At 58.2% G+C, this 16890-nt stretch carries 20 protein-coding genes and 1 tRNA gene; 13 read left to right on the top strand and 8 right to left on the bottom strand.

The window, feature by feature from the left end; translation table 11 throughout:
• Positions 1 to 35: 35 nt before the first annotated feature.
• Positions 36 to 341: a hypothetical protein gene (locus ACR0AO_RS06570; protein WP_480601424.1), complete on the top strand. Its 306-nt coding sequence runs from the start codon at positions 36 to 38 to the stop codon at positions 339 to 341.
• Positions 342 to 727: 386 nt separating this feature from the next.
• A complete protein-coding gene (locus tag ACR0AO_RS06565) occupies positions 728 to 1159 on the top strand; it encodes an MmcB family DNA repair protein (protein WP_480601421.1) in 432 nt (143 codons plus the stop codon).
• A 4-nt stretch (positions 1160 to 1163) separates the two neighbouring features.
• Here the strand turns inward: ACR0AO_RS06565 and ACR0AO_RS06560 are convergent, their stop codons facing one another.
• Positions 1164 to 1352: a DUF6324 family protein gene (locus tag ACR0AO_RS06560; protein ID WP_480601419.1), complete on the bottom strand. Its 189-nt coding sequence runs from the start codon at positions 1350 to 1352 to the stop codon at positions 1164 to 1166.
• A gap of 77 nt (positions 1353 to 1429) precedes the next feature.
• On the opposite strand from ACR0AO_RS06560, the gene ACR0AO_RS06555 reads away from it, so the two are divergent.
• Together ACR0AO_RS06555 and ACR0AO_RS06550 are read left to right on the top strand one after the other, a co-directional pair.
• Positions 1430 to 1912 (top strand): N-acetyltransferase family protein, encoded by a 483-nt coding sequence (locus tag ACR0AO_RS06555; RefSeq protein ID WP_480601416.1) that lies wholly within the window; start codon positions 1430 to 1432, stop codon positions 1910 to 1912.
• Positions 1913 to 1959: 47 nt separating this feature from the next.
• A tRNA-His gene (locus tag ACR0AO_RS06550) sits at positions 1960 to 2036 on the top strand.
• 66 nt (positions 2037 to 2102) lie between these two features.
• On the opposite strand, the gene ACR0AO_RS06545 is transcribed toward ACR0AO_RS06550, so the two are convergent.
• Positions 2103 to 2411: a DUF6476 family protein gene (locus tag ACR0AO_RS06545; RefSeq protein ID WP_480601413.1), complete on the bottom strand. Its 309-nt coding sequence runs from the start codon at positions 2409 to 2411 to the stop codon at positions 2103 to 2105.
• Between ACR0AO_RS06545 and ACR0AO_RS06540 the strand changes: the two genes are divergently transcribed.
• Entirely contained in the window at positions 2410 to 3444 is a 1035-nt protein-coding gene (locus ACR0AO_RS06540) for an RluA family pseudouridine synthase (RefSeq protein WP_480601410.1), read from the top strand. The two genes, ACR0AO_RS06545 and ACR0AO_RS06540, sit on opposite strands and share 2 nt — an antisense overlap.
• Positions 3445 to 3590: 146 nt before the next feature.
• Positions 3591 to 4487: an RNA polymerase sigma factor RpoH gene (gene rpoH, locus ACR0AO_RS06535; RefSeq protein WP_480601407.1), complete on the top strand. Its 897-nt coding sequence runs from the start codon at positions 3591 to 3593 to the stop codon at positions 4485 to 4487.
• Between the two features lie 86 nt (positions 4488 to 4573).
• Here rpoH and ACR0AO_RS06530 read toward each other — a convergent pair whose 3' ends face one another.
• Both ACR0AO_RS06530 and ACR0AO_RS06525 read right to left on the bottom strand, forming a co-directional pair.
• On the bottom strand, positions 4574 to 5782 hold the full coding sequence (locus ACR0AO_RS06530) for an MFS transporter (RefSeq protein ID WP_480601404.1): 1209 nt from the start codon (positions 5780 to 5782) through the stop codon (positions 4574 to 4576).
• A 110-nt stretch (positions 5783 to 5892) separates the two neighbouring features.
• The gene (locus ACR0AO_RS06525) at positions 5893 to 7071 is read right to left on the bottom strand and encodes a dipeptidase (RefSeq protein ID WP_480601402.1); all 1179 of its coding nucleotides are present in this window, start codon (positions 7069 to 7071) and stop codon (positions 5893 to 5895) included.
• Between the two features lie 134 nt (positions 7072 to 7205).
• Between ACR0AO_RS06525 and ACR0AO_RS06520 the strand changes: the two genes are divergently transcribed.
• A complete protein-coding gene (locus ACR0AO_RS06520; RefSeq protein ID WP_480601399.1) occupies positions 7206 to 7475 on the top strand; it encodes a DksA/TraR family C4-type zinc finger protein in 270 nt (89 codons plus the stop codon).
• A gap of 39 nt (positions 7476 to 7514) precedes the next feature.
• Positions 7515 to 8402 carry a DMT family transporter gene (locus tag ACR0AO_RS06515; RefSeq protein WP_480601397.1) on the top strand — a complete coding sequence of 296 codons (888 nt, stop codon included), beginning with the start codon at positions 7515 to 7517 and terminating at the stop codon, positions 8400 to 8402.
• Positions 8403 to 8409: 7 nt separating this feature from the next.
• On the opposite strand, the gene ACR0AO_RS06510 is transcribed toward ACR0AO_RS06515, so the two are convergent.
• From ACR0AO_RS06510 to ACR0AO_RS06495, 4 genes are read right to left on the bottom strand one after another with little or no spacing between them, the layout of a single operon-like run.
• On the bottom strand, positions 8410 to 8646 hold the full coding sequence (locus ACR0AO_RS06510) for a hypothetical protein (protein WP_480601395.1): 237 nt from the start codon (positions 8644 to 8646) through the stop codon (positions 8410 to 8412).
• Positions 8643 to 10463, bottom strand: a complete 1821-nt coding sequence (locus tag ACR0AO_RS06505) for a M3 family oligoendopeptidase (RefSeq protein WP_480601393.1) — start codon at positions 10461 to 10463, stop codon at positions 8643 to 8645. Before ACR0AO_RS06505 ends, ACR0AO_RS06510 begins: the two co-directional genes overlap by 4 nt.
• Positions 10464 to 10515: 52 nt before the next feature.
• The gene (locus ACR0AO_RS06500; RefSeq protein ID WP_480601390.1) at positions 10516 to 11499 is read right to left on the bottom strand and encodes an alpha/beta hydrolase; all 984 of its coding nucleotides are present in this window, start codon (positions 11497 to 11499) and stop codon (positions 10516 to 10518) included.
• Entirely contained in the window at positions 11499 to 11789 is a 291-nt protein-coding gene (locus ACR0AO_RS06495; protein ID WP_480601388.1) for an SCP2 sterol-binding domain-containing protein, read from the bottom strand. The genes ACR0AO_RS06500 and ACR0AO_RS06495 overlap by 1 nt, the downstream gene beginning before the upstream one ends.
• 68 nt (positions 11790 to 11857) lie before the next feature.
• Here ACR0AO_RS06495 and ACR0AO_RS06490 point away from each other — a divergent pair, with 68 nt between their 5' ends.
• From ACR0AO_RS06490 to ACR0AO_RS06470, 5 genes are all read left to right on the top strand, one after another.
• Positions 11858 to 12427, top strand: a complete 570-nt coding sequence (locus ACR0AO_RS06490; protein ID WP_480601386.1) for a tetratricopeptide repeat protein — start codon at positions 11858 to 11860, stop codon at positions 12425 to 12427.
• Positions 12428 to 12457: 30 nt separating this feature from the next.
• Complete coding sequence (locus tag ACR0AO_RS06485; RefSeq protein ID WP_480601384.1) at positions 12458 to 15283, top strand: helicase-related protein; 2826 nt, start codon at positions 12458 to 12460, stop codon at positions 15281 to 15283.
• A 6-nt stretch (positions 15284 to 15289) separates the two neighbouring features.
• On the top strand, positions 15290 to 15661 hold the full coding sequence (locus ACR0AO_RS06480) for an RNA-binding S4 domain-containing protein (RefSeq protein ID WP_480601382.1): 372 nt from the start codon (positions 15290 to 15292) through the stop codon (positions 15659 to 15661).
• A gap of 66 nt (positions 15662 to 15727) precedes the next feature.
• Complete coding sequence (fdxA, locus tag ACR0AO_RS06475) at positions 15728 to 16066, top strand: ferredoxin FdxA (protein ID WP_480601380.1); 339 nt, start codon at positions 15728 to 15730, stop codon at positions 16064 to 16066.
• Between the two features lie 281 nt (positions 16067 to 16347).
• Positions 16348 to 16857, top strand: coding sequence for a CarD family transcriptional regulator (locus tag ACR0AO_RS06470; protein ID WP_480601378.1), 510 nt, complete (start codon positions 16348 to 16350; stop codon positions 16855 to 16857).
• The last annotated feature ends 33 nt before the right edge of the window (positions 16858 to 16890 follow it).

The following is a 16890-nucleotide window of genomic DNA, read 5'->3' as shown; positions in this document are numbered from 1 at the left end:
GCTAGACTGAATGTCAGAGCGCAAGGAGACTCGGTATGCCTAAACTCGTCCGCCTCTACATCTCGCAGGTCTGTATCGGTTTCGTCCTTTCCGCAGTTTTCGTTGCCATCCTTCTGGCGATGAACGTGGCGAACCTGCGCGGGCTGATTTTTGGATCGGATGCCGGGCTGCTGGCGTTGGGCATGATCTGGTTCATGAACGGCATTGTATTTGCCGGGGTGCAATTTGCCTGGGCCATTATGAACATGGCAGAAAAACCGAACAAACCCCGGGGCGGTACCCCGGTTGCGCATGATCTCCGGCCCGCACTGGTGCCACAGAAAGCTCATGCAAAACGCTGATCCGTCCGCAAGACGGAATGTGGCGGGACCACCAGTCAACCGTGGGGCGTTGATTCCCGAGGACCTGCATGTACAGGTGGGCGCCAGGTAATCAGGCCAGGACCTGAACAGAGCCAGCCCCCTCGGAAATGGTTAAGGCCACCGGAATGCTGCCTGACACGAGAAGGGCAGAACCCGCCACGCGCCTAGTTAGGCTTTGCCGGAGGTTTGTACAAGAGGGCAGGCAGATTATCGTGGGGCCGTTTCCAGTTGATCGGGAAGCAACGCCCCGGTTTTCCGGGTTTGTGCCAAGTTCGAACAGCAGTGAAAATCAGTTCGGTCGGAACTGAAATCGATTTTTCCTGCCGGGGATTGCATTTTGTTCACTTATTGTTCACGTTTGAGCCATGACACTCGACCTTCAGCCCGGCCAGAAACTCGCGCGAGGCGTCGCACGGCATCTGTCCGGGCACGGCTTCGTGTCCATAGAAGAATTCGTGCCGGTGCGCGGGCTGCGTGTTGATGTCATGGGGTTGGGCCCGAAGGGAGAGCTTTGGGTGATCGAATGCAAATCCAGCCGGACCGATTATCAGTCGGATTCGAAATGGCAGGGCTATCAGGCGTGGTGTGACCGGTTCTTCTGGGCCGTCGATACCGAGTTTCCAACCGACCTGTTGCCTGCGGAAACCGGTCTGATCATCGCCGATGCCTATGATGCCGAAATCATTCGAATGGCACCGGAAGACAGGGTTGCGCCCGCACGCCGCAAAAAGATGATCCAGAAATTCGCTATGGATGCCGCCCGGCGTCTGCGGGCGTTGCGTGATCCGAAGCTCTGAGCGTTCAACCCTTGACGATGCGCGCGGCTTGCGCTGCGGCCCGGATTTCTTCGGCAATTTCCTCGGCTTCCTCGGGTTCAAAATCCATCGGAATTTCAAGATCGCCAGCCTCGATAAACAGGCGCACCATACCCTGATCGGTCGGCCCGATCTGCAAATTCGCTTCGATATCGCGTTCGGTATTGATGCCCATTTCGGCCTCCGGATGTGAAAGTTTGTGCTAGCCCGCAACGGGTTGAGAATCAAGCGCCCTTTGCGGTCTGATGGGGCATGTCCGAGATTACCCTTCGCCGATTTCGCCCCGATGACGCCCCCTGGCTGGTTGAGCGTCACGGAATGCTTTACGCCCGCGACGAAGGCTTTGACGAAACATTCACGCAATTGGTCGGCAGAATTTTGGACGAATTCATCGCTGACCATGATCCAACCCGCGAGCGGGGCTGGATCGCCGAAGAGAACGGGAAAAGGCTGGGCAGCATATTTTGCGTGTCCGCAGGCCCGGCCACAGCCAAACTGCGTCTGTTCCTTTTGGTCCCCGAGGCGCGCGGCAATGGGTTGGGCAAGCGGTTGCTGAACACCTGCATGGGTTTCGCTCGCGCTTCCGAATACAAGGAAATGGTGCTTTGGACCCATGAAAGTCACCGCGCTGCCTGTGCGCTGTATGCATCCTTTGGCTGGCAGCTGGAAGACAGCAAAACAGTGCGCTCATTCGGTGTCGAATTGATCGAACAAAGCTGGAGAATTCGTCTATAATCCCCTTGCAATCCCTTGGCGCGTTGGGTACATCGCCCCTCACAAGTGCCGCCTTAGCTCAGTTGGTTAGAGCGCTGGATTGTGGATCCAGAGGTCCCCTGTTCAAGCCAGGGAGGCGGTACCATCTCTCAATCAGTGTTATCCTGTAACGTGCGCGAACCCAAGATTTCCGTTCGGAAAGAGAGTGTTGTCAGTTTTGTTCAACCGTTACGGTCTGACGCAACCGACCCGTGGTCTTGTCAAAAATCAGGATGCGGTTGTCGTCGGTGACGACGGCATACCAATTGTTCCCGATGGTCACGGCCTGCGCGCGGGCACCGTCTGGCAGTTCGACCTCGTCGGGCAAAGTTGGGGTGCGGTCCGACAAGCGGATGACAATCAACGCGAATGTCACTAGAACCCCGCCAATCATCACCGCAGTCAGTAACATGACCATGCGCCTCAAAAGTTTCAGTTGCGGCGTTTCCTGCGGTTCTTGCGGTTCGGAAGGGACAGTCATGGGCACCCGCCTGATTGAATTCGAAATTACGGCGTCACCGCCGCCCCGCCTTGATAAGGCGCTTTCGCGAGATGTGCCAGAAGAGGCGAGCCTGTCGCGCACACGGCTGGCGCGGTTGATCGAAAGCGGCGCGGTGTCGGTGGACGGAACCGTCGTTTCTGATGCCAGGACCCGCGTCGTCGAAGGTGCAAAGATCGTTGTTGCGATCGATGAGGCCCTAGACAGTCACATTGGTCCGGAAAACATTCCTCTGGATATCGTCTACGAAGACGCCGATCTGATCGTCGTAAACAAACCCGCCGGCATGGTCGTTCACCCGGCACCCGGATCGCCGGGTGGAACACTGGTCAACGCCTTGCTGCATCATTGTGGTGATGATCTGTCCGGGGTCGGGGGCGTCAAGCGCCCTGGTATCGTGCATCGTATCGATAAGGATACCAGCGGATTGCTGGTTGTGGCGAAATCGGATGCGGCTCACCACGGGCTTGCTGCCCAGTTCGAGGCGCACAGCGCCCAGCGATATTACCGGGCGGTTTGCTATGGGGTGCCGGACGCCAACGACCCCCGTCTGCGCGGCATCAAAGGGGCAAGTTTCGAACCGGGAAACATCCTGCGTCTGACCACGCAACTGGCGCGCCACAAATCCGACCGGCAGAAACAGGCGGTTCTGTTTCATGGCGGCCGTCACGCTGTGACGCGGGCGCGGGTGGTCGAAGCATTTGGAACTCCGCCAGTTCTGGCGCTGATCGAGTGCTGGCTTGAAACCGGGCGGACGCATCAGATCCGCGTGCATATGGCCCATGCCGGGCACGGATTGGTTGGCGACCCGGTCTATGGCGGCAAGCGAAAACTGCCAGGCCGGTCGGTCGATTCCGTTGCGGCCGAGGCAGTTTCTTCTTTCCCGCGTCAGGCGTTGCACGCGGCGGTTCTGGGGTTCGAACACCCGGTGACCGGTGAAGCGCTGCGTTTCGAGGCACCTCTGCCACAAGACATGGCGGACCTCATTTCGGCGCTGCGGGTGGGGGTGTCATAAAACGCAATTGGGCGTGATGTTCTGAAACTTATCTTTCCTTAATGAAAGTTTAAGAACAAACTGTTAGCCGGTCCCCTTGAAAGGGAAACAAATGTGACCCATATCCTATGTTAAGTCATTAAACATTAAATGGAGGGACACGGAACATGGCAAATTACGCAAATCTTCCCGCTCCGACCCCGGAAGGCGGTCTGAACCGCTATATGCAGGAAATCCGCAAATTTCCTCTGCTTGAGCCAGAAGAAGAATACATGCTGGCCAAGCGCTGGGTGGAAGAGCAGGATGCCGAGTCCGCGCACAAGATGGTTACGTCTCACTTGCGTCTGGCTGCCAAGATCGCGATGGGCTATCGCGGCTATGGACTGCCGCAGGCCGAGGTGATCTCAGAAGCCAATGTAGGCCTGATGCAGGCCGTAAAACGGTTCGATCCTGAAAAGGGCTTTCGCCTGGCAACCTATGCAATGTGGTGGATTCGCGCCTCGATTCAGGAATACATCTTGCGGTCCTGGTCGTTGGTCAAGCTTGGCACGACCTCGGCGCAGAAAAAGCTGTTCTTCAACCTGCGCAAGGCCAAGGCCCGCATCGGCGCGCTGGAAGAGGGCGATCTGCGCCCGGAAAATGTCAAGCAGATCGCCGAAGATCTGGGCGTGACCGAAGATGACGTGATCAGCATGAACCGCCGGATGTCTGGCGGCGATGCCTCGCTGAACGCGACCATTGGCACCGAAGGCGACAGCGCCATGCAATGGCAGGATTGGCTGGAGGATGAAGACGCTGATCAGGCCGGCGACTATGAAGCCCGCGATGAGCTTGAGGCGCGGCGCGAACTTCTGGCCGCGGCGTTGGAGGTTCTCAATGACCGCGAAAAGGATATCCTGACGCAGCGTCGCCTGATGGATCAACCGGTAACGCTGGAGGATCTCAGCACACAGTACAACGTGAGCCGCGAACGGATTCGTCAGATCGAAGTCCGTGCATTCGAGAAACTGCAAAAGAAGATGCGCGAACTGGCCCGCGAAAAGGGTATGCTGGCAACAGCCTGATCATTTGATCAGAAACGAACCGCCCGGTGGATCCGGGCGGTTTTTTTGGTGCCCCACGCTGAACCTGCGCCGGACATAACTTGGTTTCAGACCTTCTGTGACAGATCAAGGGGGGTATCGTTCAGGATCCATATCGGAGGAATGGACAGAACCGTTACCGCCGCCATGAAAAATATGGCGCTTTCCAAACTCGATGAATCGGCGATCCAACCATAGATCAGTGGTCCGACCGCCGAGGCGAACGTGCCTGAGGAGTACAGCAACGCATAGCCGCGCGCCATTCGGAGCGGGTGGATCATACTTGCCGCAAAACCGTAGATTATGGATGACGATCCCTGAACGACCGCGCCAAGCGGAAAGAGTATTACAAAAGCCAGCCAGATGTCGGCGGCGATGATCACGGTCAACCCGATCGCGGTCAGGATCTGGATTAGAATGAATGCCGGGCGCGCTCCGATACGGTCAGCCAGAAAGCCGCACCCCGCTTTTCCCAGAACGCCACCTGCCAAGAGAATGACGGTGGCTCCCGTCGCCAGGGCCAAAGGAAGCCCCTTGGATAGCATCAAGAACGCTAAAAATACAAAGATACCAGTCTGCACCATGGTGACCAGGCTCGTGACACCCAGCAAGGCTGCAAAACACCGCCAGTTCAACACTCCCCAACGTGTGACAGCATTATCTCCGGTGTGGCTTGTCGTGTAGTTGGTGTTCAATCCAGACGAGTGTGGCCAGGTCCGTGCGACGGAATGAACGGCTAATGCCGCGGCAAAGGCTGCAACGCCATAGGCAAAGCCAACATAGTGCCAGACAACACCCGAGGCCGTAAACAGGCTGAAAACACCTGTATAGGCAAGTTTGCCCAGGTCCCCGGCAGCGTTGTACAACCCGAGTGCTCGGCCACGTTTATTAAACGCAAACCCGTTGGCAATAAGCGACGATGACGGCGCATGATGCAGTGCCGTGCCTGCACCGACCAGAACCAGGCAGGCCATGATCGCAGCTATGTCCGGTGCGACCGATAGCAGGGAGTATCCCGCACCGGCCAAAATTAGACCGACAGCTAAAAGACGCGCTTCTCCGAATAGTTCCGACAGCCAGCCGGAGCCAAATTCGAATACTGCCTGAGAGCCATTGTTGATCCCCTTGAGCATCCCCACCTGAGCGTAGCTCAGGCCGAAACTTTGGGCCAGAACTGGAAGCAGAACGAATATGGTTGACGTCATACCATCCTGCACTCCGTGAGTAATGCAGTTGACCTTCAGAATGGTATTCTGATGATGGTTGGCGTTGGACATTTGCCTGCCACTATCATGTCGAGCCAGCACATCCAAGGTGCAGGGCATCACATCCGTTTGTCGAATCAAGGGTTATTCGGCGATGTCGTACAGCGCCCCGGACTCCTCCGTCACTCAAGGCGCGCCCGAAAGACACGCACCATGTTTTCACCCATGACCTTGCGGATCTGAGAGTCTGTCAATCCTTCATCCAGCAGTGCCGAGGTCAGCGCGGCAAGTTCGGACGTGTCGAATGCGGTCTCGACCGAACCATCAAAATCGGAACCCAGCGATACGTGATCCTCGCCCACCGTATCTACGGCCGCTTGCACCATTTTCGCAATTCCGGCCGGTGAGATGTCGCCGCAGGTCACGTCCGCCCAGTACCCCATTCCGATGACGCCACCAGTCGCCGCAATCGCCTGCATCAGATCGTCCGGGAAGTTGCGTTTGACCGGGCAATGACCATGCAGACCTCCATGGCTGACGATCAGGGGGATATCGGTCATTGCCAGGACGTCAAGCGCCACCTGTGGGCTGGAATGGGCCAGATCGATCACCACCGGTCGTTGCGCCAGCTCCGTTACCACGGCGCGTCCAAATTCCGTCAGGCCGGAATTTCCTTGCCCATGTAGCGAGCCGCCCAATTCGTTGTCGAAAAAATGTTGCAGCCCGAATACCCGATGCCCGGCATCGTAGATCGGATCGAGGTTGGCGAGGTCACCTTCGAGCGGATGCGCGCCTTCGATCCCCAGGATGCCTCCCACGATCTTTTCACCATCGTTGCGCGCGGCCAGAACCGCTTCCAGATCCGCCGCCGACTTGATGACTTTCAACCGCCCATCCGATGCCGCCTCGAACCTGTGCAGTTTTTCGGCCTGATAGATTGCCCGCTCGCGCAGACTGCGCCAGGTCCGCAATGGCCATAGCTGCGCGATTGCAAGCAGGGTAATGTTGTCAAACGTATCCGCCGAGTTGTTGTCATAGTTCTGACCGGCGGGCGATTTGGTCACAGCCGTGAATACCTGCAACGCCACGTTGCCTTCGATCAAACGTGGAATGTCAACCTGTCCGCGCTCTCCGCGTTGCGTCAGATCACGGCTCCACAACAGCGGGTCGGCATGTAGATCTCCGACGAGCAGTGTGTCATGCAGCGCGACGGCGGCATCCGAGACCTGGTAGGGGGCATGGCCGCGCACGGTATTTCGACTGTTCTCAACATAAGCCGGAAGAAAGCCGAAAAAGACGACCATTCCGGCGATGACTGTAAGTAAGATGAGCCCACCGACCCATTTCAGAAATTTGCGCATGACCGTCCTCATTCGCTGTCAATCGCACATTAGCGGTCGTGAAGCGCATAGAAAGCTTGAATTTCAGCCGGTGTCGGGTTGGTTTGCAAGGCCGTTCAAACACGGTAGTATTTCGACCTCAACGGAGGTGTGACATGGCGGGCGGCTGGGCGCGAGACGGAGCGGTAAGTGAACAGATCGAGGCGTCGATTTCGGATGAACTGGCGCGGTTGCGGGCGCAAAAGCGCCCGGTGGGAGAAAGTCTGACCCGATGTGCGGAATGCGAAGAGCCGATCCCCGAGCAGCGCCGCAAAGCTCTGCCGGGCGTCAAGCTGTGCATCGACTGCCAGCAGGAGCGCGACACGGCTTTCAAGCCACGCGCGCGATTCAACAGGCGGGGGTCAAAGGACAGTCAGTTGAAATAGCGAATTTGTAGGGCGCGCACTATCTCTCGGGTATTCTGCATGGGTTTTGTTTTTAAGAATGGGCTGTTACTGGGGTTTCTTGCTGCGTTCCTTTGGGGAACACACAGCGTGATCGTCCGGTATTTGACCGCCGATATGGGTGGGCTTCAGATCGCAACCTTACGCCTTTTTATCGCGGCATGTTCGATCTTTATTCTTTTACGGTTAATGGGCGCTCGGGTTTCGATGAATTTCAGCAGTTGGAATTTTCGGCTGGCCGTTCTGTCCACCGTCGTGAATTACATCCTGTTCCATGTTGGGCTAGAGCACACGGGCGCCGCAAATGCGATGGTCTTGGAGAATACGGCCCCATTCTTCGTTCTGGTTTTCCTTTACTTTTTTGCTGGAGAGGCTGTCGGACCCAAAGAAGTGATTGCAACCGTACTCGCCATTTTCGGGGTATTCCTGACTGTGTTCCGGGATTTCGAAGGCGGTGGTGAACCGCTTGTCGGCGATGTCATGGAAATAGGCGCGGGATTCAGTTGGGCGATATTTCTGATCGCCAGCAGCAGGGCAATGAAGGCGTCCAATTCGACAACGGAACGGCTCAACTTCCTGCTGGGAATTTTCGTTTGCTCGGGCCTGCTCCTTATGCCCTTTGCGCTGTTCGGGCTGACGGTGCCAAGCGTAGATGATACGGTTTTTCTGGTACTCTTGGGCGTTTTCCCGACCGCTCTCGCCTACTATCTGTGGTACGAGGCCGCGGCGCGGGTTTCGACATTGACCGCGACCCTCATGTTTGCGTCATCTGTTGTATTCACTTTCGTCAATTCTGCGGTTTTTCTCGGCACGTTGATAACGCCTGTTGAAGTCTTTGGTGCCGCACTGATCGTGGCGGCGGTGTTCATGACGACAAAGCGGAAAGCCCCTGAACAGGCGGCAGACTGAGCAAGGGTCATTGCCTGTTTCTGCGGCGTTTCCACCTGCGATAGAGGTTGATGTCCATCGCAGCGACCAGGATGCCAAGAGGGATCATCCAAAAGCCGAGTACGGGCAGGAAGCCGAACACTCCGCCGACAATCAGCAACAGGCCAACAATAATCCGCAGTCCGCGAGGCACGTTGCGGCGGATGTGGGTCAGGGCCGGGCGCAGGCGCGCCCGAAGTGCCGCCCAACGCCCGATGCGGGTCACTCTTCCATTGCTTCCAACTCGTCGATGAAGCCCGAAATCATGCTAAGCCCTTTGTCCCAGAACTGAGGGTCGCTGGCGTCAAGGCCGAAGGGGGCGAGCAGTTCTTTGTGGTGCTTCGATCCACCTGCCTTCAACATCTCGAAATAGAGATCTTCAAAACCGGGCTTGCCCTCGGCGTAAACCGAATACAGTGCGTTCACCAAGCCGTCTCCGAAAGCATAGGCGTAGACATAAAACGGCGAATGCACGAAATGGGGGATATAGGCCCAGAATGTCTCGTACCCATCCATGAATTCGAACGCAGGCCCAAGGCTTTCTGCCTGAACGCTCATCCACAGGGCGTTGATGTCGTCCGGTGTAAGCTCACCGCCACGGCGCGCCTCGTGAAGTTTGCATTCAAAGTCATAAAACGCGATCTGGCGCACGACCGTGTTGATCATGTCTTCGACCTTGCCGGCCAGCAGCACTTTGCGCTGTTCCGTCGTTTCCGCCTTTTCCAGCATCTTGCGGAATGTCAGCATTTCGCCGAACACACTGGCGGTTTCGGCCAGCGTCAGCGGGGTAGACGACAACATCTCTCCCTGTCCTGCGGCCAGCACCTGATGGACGCCGTGACCCAGTTCATGCGCAAGGGTCATCACGTCGCGCGGCTTGCCCAGATAGTTGAGCATCACATATGGATGTACCTCGGTCACGGTGGGGTGCGCAAACGCGCCCGGAGCCTTGCCGGGCTTGACGGCGGCATCGATCCAGCCTTTCGAGAAAAAGGGCGACGCGATCTCGCTCATGCGTGGATCAAAGGCGTTATAGGCCTCCATCACCGTTTTCTCGGCCTCAGCCCAGTTTACGATACGGGTGTCCTCCATCGGCAGGGGCGCGTTGCGGTCCCAGACCTGCATTTTGTCCAAACCCAGCCATTTACGTTTCAGCTCATAGTACCGATGGCTCAGCTTGGGGTAGGCGGCCACGACGGCCTCGCGCAGCGCCTCGACCACTTCGGGTTCCACATCATTCGACAGGTGACGACCCGTCTGTGGCGTGGGCATCTTGCGCCAGCGGTCGATGATTTCCTTTTCCTTTGCCTGCGTGTTGTGAACACGGGCGAAGGTTTTGATGTTGTCGGCAAAAATGCCGGCCAGTTCACGCGCGGCAGCCTCGCGTTTGGCTCGGTCCTGCTCGGTCAGCAGGTTCAGCGTGCCCTCGATGTTCAGTTCCTCACCGTCCACGACAAAGGTCAGGCCCGCAATCGTCTCGTCGAACAGTTTTTCCCAGGCATCCCCGACCGCGCCGAGGTCGTGCAAAAACTTCTCCATCTCGTCCGACAACTGATAGGGTTTCATCGCGCGAATACGGCGGAACACAGGTTCATAGCGTGCCAGATCGGCATTGGCCGCGAAATGCGCCCTGAGAACTTCATCCTCGATCCGGTTCAGCTCCAGCGTGAAGAACACCAGCGGTGTGGTGAAGACAGTGATCTTTTCCTGGCAATCAGACAGGAACTTGGCGCGCTCGGCATCGGTGGTCAGCTGGTAATAGCGCAAACCGGCAAATGACATGATCCGGCCCGCGATCGCGTTGATCTTTTCGTTGCGCTGGACGCAGCGCAGCAATTGATCGGCGTCCATTTCGGCCAACTTGCCTTCATAGTCGGATGCAAAAGAGGCGCATTCGCCCGCCAGCCAGTCCAGATCCCGCGCCAATTCCGGTGCGTCCTCGGACGTATAGAGATCGGTTAGGTCCCATTCCGGAAGGTCACCAAGATCTCTGGCTCCACCGGCAACGTTGGCATCTCGGACGGGAAAGGGAAGATTGAGCATCGAATACCTCATGAAACTGTATCGGCACACATCTAAGCGCGCCGCATACGGATCACAAGCAAGGCATGTCGGGTGGCGTCATTGCGTGGGGTGTTTGTGTATTTTGAAACAAGGAGGCGATCTGGTCGAAAACGGGGCCTCTCACGTCAGGAGCCTCCATCAGCACTTCGTGCTCTCCATCCGGGATCTCGACCAAAGTCCCCTTGGGCCAGTTCGCCATTCGGGTGCGGATGGCCTTTCGGTCCACGATCTGCTCGTGGCTGCCCAAAAACGTCAAGCAGGGCAGGTCTGGTGCAGGCTGCGCCATCAGATAGTCGCACTCCGTCAGCGCCTCGCGCAGCCAGATTGTCGACGGTGCCCCAAGGGCCAGTTCAGGATGTGCCGCCAGTTGATCCTGCATCATCTTGTACATTTCAGGATCACGCGTAAGCACGTTGCCCTCAAAGGGCTGCGAGGCCACGTAACTTGCCAGTGAAGTCGTCGGCGGTGTCTTGTGACCCAATCCGAATTTCGGCCCCCAATAGGCGGTTACCCAACTGAGGGGCTTCATGATCGGGGTAAAGTAAATTCCCCACATCGGACCGGTAAAGACACAGGCGGAAAAGCAGTCGCGTTCGATGGCCGCGCGCAGCCCGATGGCGCCGCCCATGGAATGGCCGATAACAAACCATGGTCTGGGCAGCTTCAATTCCGAGGCCAGATCAAGGACCGCCGTCAGGTCTTTTTGGTAGTCGGTGAAATGACCGACATGCCCGATGCGCGGGTCGCTCAGCAGCCTTTGCGCCAACCCCTGTCCGCGCCAGTCCACGGCAAGGCAGGCAAAACCGCGCGTGACGAACTCGCGGGCGGCATCCGCGTATTTCTCGATATATTCCGTACGGCCCGGCAGGATCATGACGGTACCGTGCCGCGTTTCGTCGGGCCGCCAGTGGCCCGCCCGGATACGGATGCCGTCGGATGTCTGAACCCAATGGGCTTTTCCATCGGCGGGTTCGCCGGCCACGTCCGAAAAGAATGGAGCCGGCGACAGGATCATCAGGCCAGAACCGACGCAAGTTGCATGGCGACACCCATATCACCGTCGATGGTCAGCTTGCCCGACATGAATGCGCCCGTCGGGTTCAGATCGCCGCTGAGGATTTGTTCGAAAGTGTCGGCATCCGCGCTCAGGGTCACATCGGTATCTTCATCGCTGACGCGCGCGCCGTCGGCATCCAGAACGATCGAGCCCATATCGGCAATCGAAAATTTCGCCGAAGCGCCGAAAGCGCCGCCTGCCAGCTTTTCGTTCAATGCGGCCGCGGCCTGCTCAAGAATGTCGCTCATGTTTTCCTCATGTTGAAACGGCGCCGTGATTGGACTTAATCTGGCGCCACGCTACAGTGACCCTTGTTATGAGTTTTGCATACCCCAATCTCAAACCTATCGTCGCGGCAATCGTGATTACAGTCACGTATTCCGGAATAAGCGTGGCGCAAGATGCGGATTCGGGCGACGAGACCAAATTGCTGGGCGAGCTGTTGCTGGCTGATCCGGCGCAGTCCATTCACATCAATCGGCAGTTGCAGTCTCTTTGGGCCAGGTCCGGTTCCGCTTCTGCCGATTTCCTGCTTGAGCGGGGACGTGAAGCGTTGGAGGCCGGCGATGTCGAGGCCGCCATTGATCATCTGACCGCCTTGACCGATCACGCGCCGGATTTTGCCGAAGGCTGGCATGCCCGTGCATCGGCGTTTTTTGGGCTGCAGCGATACGGTCTGGCGCTAGCCGACCTCGAACGGGCGCTGGCGCTTAACCCTAACCACTACGACGCGATATTCGGGCTGGGCTTGATCTTCGAGGCGTTGAATCGCCCGGAAGACGCCTATGAGGTCTATTCGCGTGCGCTGGCTATACATCCCCATCACGAGGAAGTAACCAAGGCCGTGAATCGGCTGAGGCCCCAGGTCGTGGGCAAGGCACTCTAGACGCCCCGGAATGCGGGGCAGGGGGCGAAGGTGAGCGGGTCATCTCGAATCGTGGCCGTTCTGGGCCCGACCAACACAGGCAAAACCCACTATGCCATCGACCGGATGCTGGGGCACCGGACAGGCGTGATCGGCCTGCCGTTGCGACTGCTTGCGCGCGAGATCTATGACAAGATCGTCGCCATTCGCGGCCCCTCGGTCGTAGCCCTGGTAACCGGCGAAGAGCGTATTGTGCCGAGCCGCGCGCAATACTGGGTCTGCACAGTCGAAGCGATGCCCGAAGGCATGGGCGCCGATTTCGTTGCCGTGGACGAGATTCAGCTTTGCGCCGATCCCGAGCGGGGTCATGTGTTCACCGACCGCCTGTTGCGCGCCCGCGGTACGCATGAAACGCTGTTTCTGGGGGCGGACACCATGCGCGGCCCCATTGCCGCCCTTGTTCCCCAGGCGCAGTTTGTCCGGCGCGAGCGGATGTCGCAACTGGTCTATTCCGGCTCGAAAAAAATCTCGCGCATGCCGCCGCGCAGCGCCATTGTCGGGTTCTCGGTGGAAAACGTCTATGCCATTGCCGAACTGCTGCGCCGTCAGAAAGGTGGCGCCGCCGTGGTGATGGGGGCGCTCAGCCCGCGCACGCGTAATGCGCAGGTGGCGCTCTATCAGAATGGCGAAGTCGATTACCTGGTGGCCACGGATGCCATTGGCATGGGGCTCAACCTCGATGTGAACCATGTGGCGTTTTCGTCGCTCGCCAAGTTCGACGGGCGACGGATGCGGCCGCTGGCGCCGAACGAGCTCGCTCAGATCGCGGGCAGGGCGGGGCGCGGCATGTCCGACGGGACATTCGGCGTCACCGGTGAAGCCCCACCGCTGGATGACGGCGTGGCCGGGGCGATCATGGAAAGCCGCTTCACGCCGCTGAAGAAACTGAACTGGCGTAACGAGGCGCTGCGTTTTGGTTCGGTCGAGGCGCTGATCGCATCGCTGGAAGTTGGCCCCGACAAAGAAAATCTGGTCAAAGCGCGGCCTGCCGACGATCTCAATGTCCTGAAGTCGCTATCGCAGGTGGCCGAAGTCGCCGCGCGCGCAAGTGATGGCCTATCGGTGCGGCTGCTTTGGGATGTTTGCCGAATCCCCGATTTTCGCGGCATCAGCCACGCCGAACATGCCAGCCTGCTGGAGGTGATTTATGGCCATCTGCACGAACGCGGCGCCATTCCCGAAGAGTTCCTGGCGCGACAAATCCGCCGGATCGACAGAACCGACGGCGACATTGATTCACTTTCCAAACGGCTGGCATATATTCGCACGTGGACATATGTCACGCAACGCAATGGCTGGATACGTGACGAATCACATTGGCGCGCGGAAACGCGCGCTGTAGAAGACAGGCTGTCAGACGCATTGCATGATCGTTTGACTCAAAGATTTGTGGACCGGCGCACATCCGTTTTGCTGCGCCGGCTCAAGCAGAAGGAGGCCCTTTTGGCCGAGGTTAATGACAAGGGTGAAGTGACTGTCGAAGGTGAATTCGTCGGTCGTCTGGAAGGGTTCCGGTTCAGCCCGGACAAAAGCGCACAAGGAGCCGAAGCGAAAGCGCTGAAATCGGCGTCCCTGCAGGCGCTGGCGCCGCAATTCCATCTTCGCGCCGACCGTTTCTACAATGCGCCCGATACCGAAATTGATTTTACCGAACAGGGCGGCCTGATGTGGGGCGAGTATGCCGTGGGCAAACTAGTCTCGGGTGCTGAACCGCTCAAGCCGCAGGTGGAAGTCTTTGTGGACGAGGCGGCCGGCCCGGATGTCGAGCAAAAAGTCCAGCGCCGTCTGCAGCATTTCATCGACCGCAAGATAGCAGCGCTTTTCGAGCCGTTGCTGTCCCTTTCGCGGGATGAGGAATTGACCGGTCTTGCGCGCGGCTTCGCTTTCCGCATGGTTGAGGCGTTCGGCATCCTGCCACGTGCACAGGTGGCGCAAGAGGTCAAGGATCTGGATCAGGATGCACGCGGCGCGCTTCGCAAGCACGGTATACGGTTCGGGCAATTCACCATCTTCATGCCGCTGTTGCTAAAGCCGGCGCCGACCCGGCTGCGTCTGGTTTTGTGGTCGCTGGCGCAAAACCTGCAGGAATTCCCCGAAGCTCCGCCGCCGGGGCTGGTGACGGTTCCAACCGTTGCCGACGCGCCCAACGGATATGACACCATGTGCGGATATCGCGCGGCGGGCGAGCGTTCGATCCGCATCGACATGCTGGAGCGTCTGGCAGATATGCTGCGTTCAGAGGACAGCCGTGGCGGGTTCGAGGCCAAGGCGGATATGCTCTCGATCACCGGGATGACACTGGATCAGTTCGCCGAGTTGATGCAGGGGCTGGGCTATAGTGCTGAACGAGGCGAGCGAGAAAAGGTCAAACCTGCACCGGCCGAAGCCGAGCAGCCCGCGGCGGAGGCGGAGGAACCACCAACTGCCGAAGAAGCGCCGGTTGCGGACACGGCACCCGAAGTGATCGCCACACCCGCCGAGGCGTCAGCCGAGGCCACCGAAAGCACCGAGGCGGCAGTCGAGGTTCCCACAGCCGAACCGGCATCGGACGAGTCCGAGGTAGAGGTCTATTACACCTTCACCTGGGGCCGCAAGCGTCAGGCCAACCGTGGTCCGCGCCGGGATCAGCGTCAGGGTCAGGGAAAAGGCAAGCCGCGTGGAAAACCCCAGGACGGGCGCGGCAAGCCGCACGGTAAGAAGGGGGGCAAGCCGCCGCAGGGAGCCAAGACATTCTCCTCCCGTCCGCCGAAAAAGGAAAAGGCCATTGATCCGGACAATCCCTTTGCCGCATTGATGGCCCTTAAGGAAGGCGACTGACCAGGCATGGGCGAGGCTCAGGCCAAGCTTCGGATCGACAAATGGCTGTGGCATGCGCGATTTTTCAAGACGCGCAGCCTGGCCGCCCGGCAGGTTGGTGGCGGGCATGTACGCGTGAACGGAAACCGGGTGCTGAAACCTGCCCATAGCGTCGGCCCAGGAGATGTTCTGACCTTCGCGCAGGGCCGGGACATACGAGTCGTTCGTGTCGAAGCCCTGGGCTCAAGGCGCGGCCCCGCGCCCGAGGCGCAAACATTGTATGTTGATCTGACCGAAAAACGGGACGTGCCGCCACCGAATCCGAAATTTGAAGGAAAAGGGCGCCCATCCAAGAAGGATCGGCGTATGCTTGATCTTTCTCGGCCCGATGAAGGGTGATCTTCCCTTGAAGACCGGGCAAGTCTGATTTAGCTAGTCGCCCAAAGCGTAAACAGGATCCCGACCATGACCTATGTTGTCACCGAAAACTGCATTGGCTGCAAATACACCGATTGTGTCGAAGTCTGCCCGGTGGACTGTTTCTATGAAGGTGAGAATACGCTGGTCATTCATCCCGACGAATGCATCGATTGCGGCGTCTGCGAGCCGGAATGTCCTGCCGACGCAATCCGCCCGGATACCGAACCGGGGATGGAGCAGTGGGTGGAGTTCAACCGCAAATTTGCTGAACAATGGCCGGTGATCGTGACCAAGAAGGATCCGCTGCCGGATGCCGAAGAACGGGATGGCGAAGAAGGCAAGATGGAGAAGTATTTCTCCGAGGCGCCCGGCGAAGGTGGCTGAACGATTCGGCCTGACAGTTGTTGATTGATCGTTCAAACGATTGTCAGTGTCTTGAAAACAAGGTGTTTGCCCTTATCTTACGCTAGGTCAGCTTTCAGCGGCCGGTTTTTTGTGGTATACATAGTAAGTACAGATGACAGAGACCGGGATGTGCTCCGAACGTATGCGTGCTTTGGAGTTGTGAATTAGTGACAATGACACCGCCAGCCGGGGCCGAGATTGAGCCCCGTTTGGTTTTTTTTGTTGCTTGCATACCGGTTTCCAACCAAGGAAAGATGTGAATGACCAAGTCGAAAAAGCTCGAATTCCGCCCGAACGAGTATGTTGTGTATCCGGCGCATGGTGTCGGACAGATCATTTCGATTGAAGAGCAGGAAGTTGCCGGGTTCACGCTCGAGCTGTTCGTGATTTCCTTTGAAAAGGACAAGATGACCCTGCGCGTGCCAACCAACAAGGCGACCGAAAGCGGGTTGCGCTCGCTGAGTTCGCCGGATGTGATCAGCCAGGCGATGAAGACGCTGAAGGGCAAGGCCAAGGTCAAACGCGCCATGTGGTCCCGCCGTGCGCAGGAATACGAACAAAAGATCAATTCGGGCGATCTGATCTCGATCGCCGAAGTGGTCCGTGACCTGCACCGCACCGACGATCAGCGCGAGCAGAGCTATTCCGAGCGTCAGCTTTACGAGGCCGCGCTGGAACGTCTGACCCGCGAAGTCGCGGCTGTTTCCGGCGGGGATGAGATGTCGGCCGCCAAGCAGGTGGATGATGTCCTGACCTCGCGCGCAGCCTGATCGCGTTCAAACCATTACGAGGGTCGTCCCGTC

The organism is Ruegeria sp. AF8, assembly GCF_056541825.1.
The sequence above is the reverse complement of the archived record's forward strand: the minus strand, read 5'-3'. Positions and strand labels throughout refer to the sequence as shown.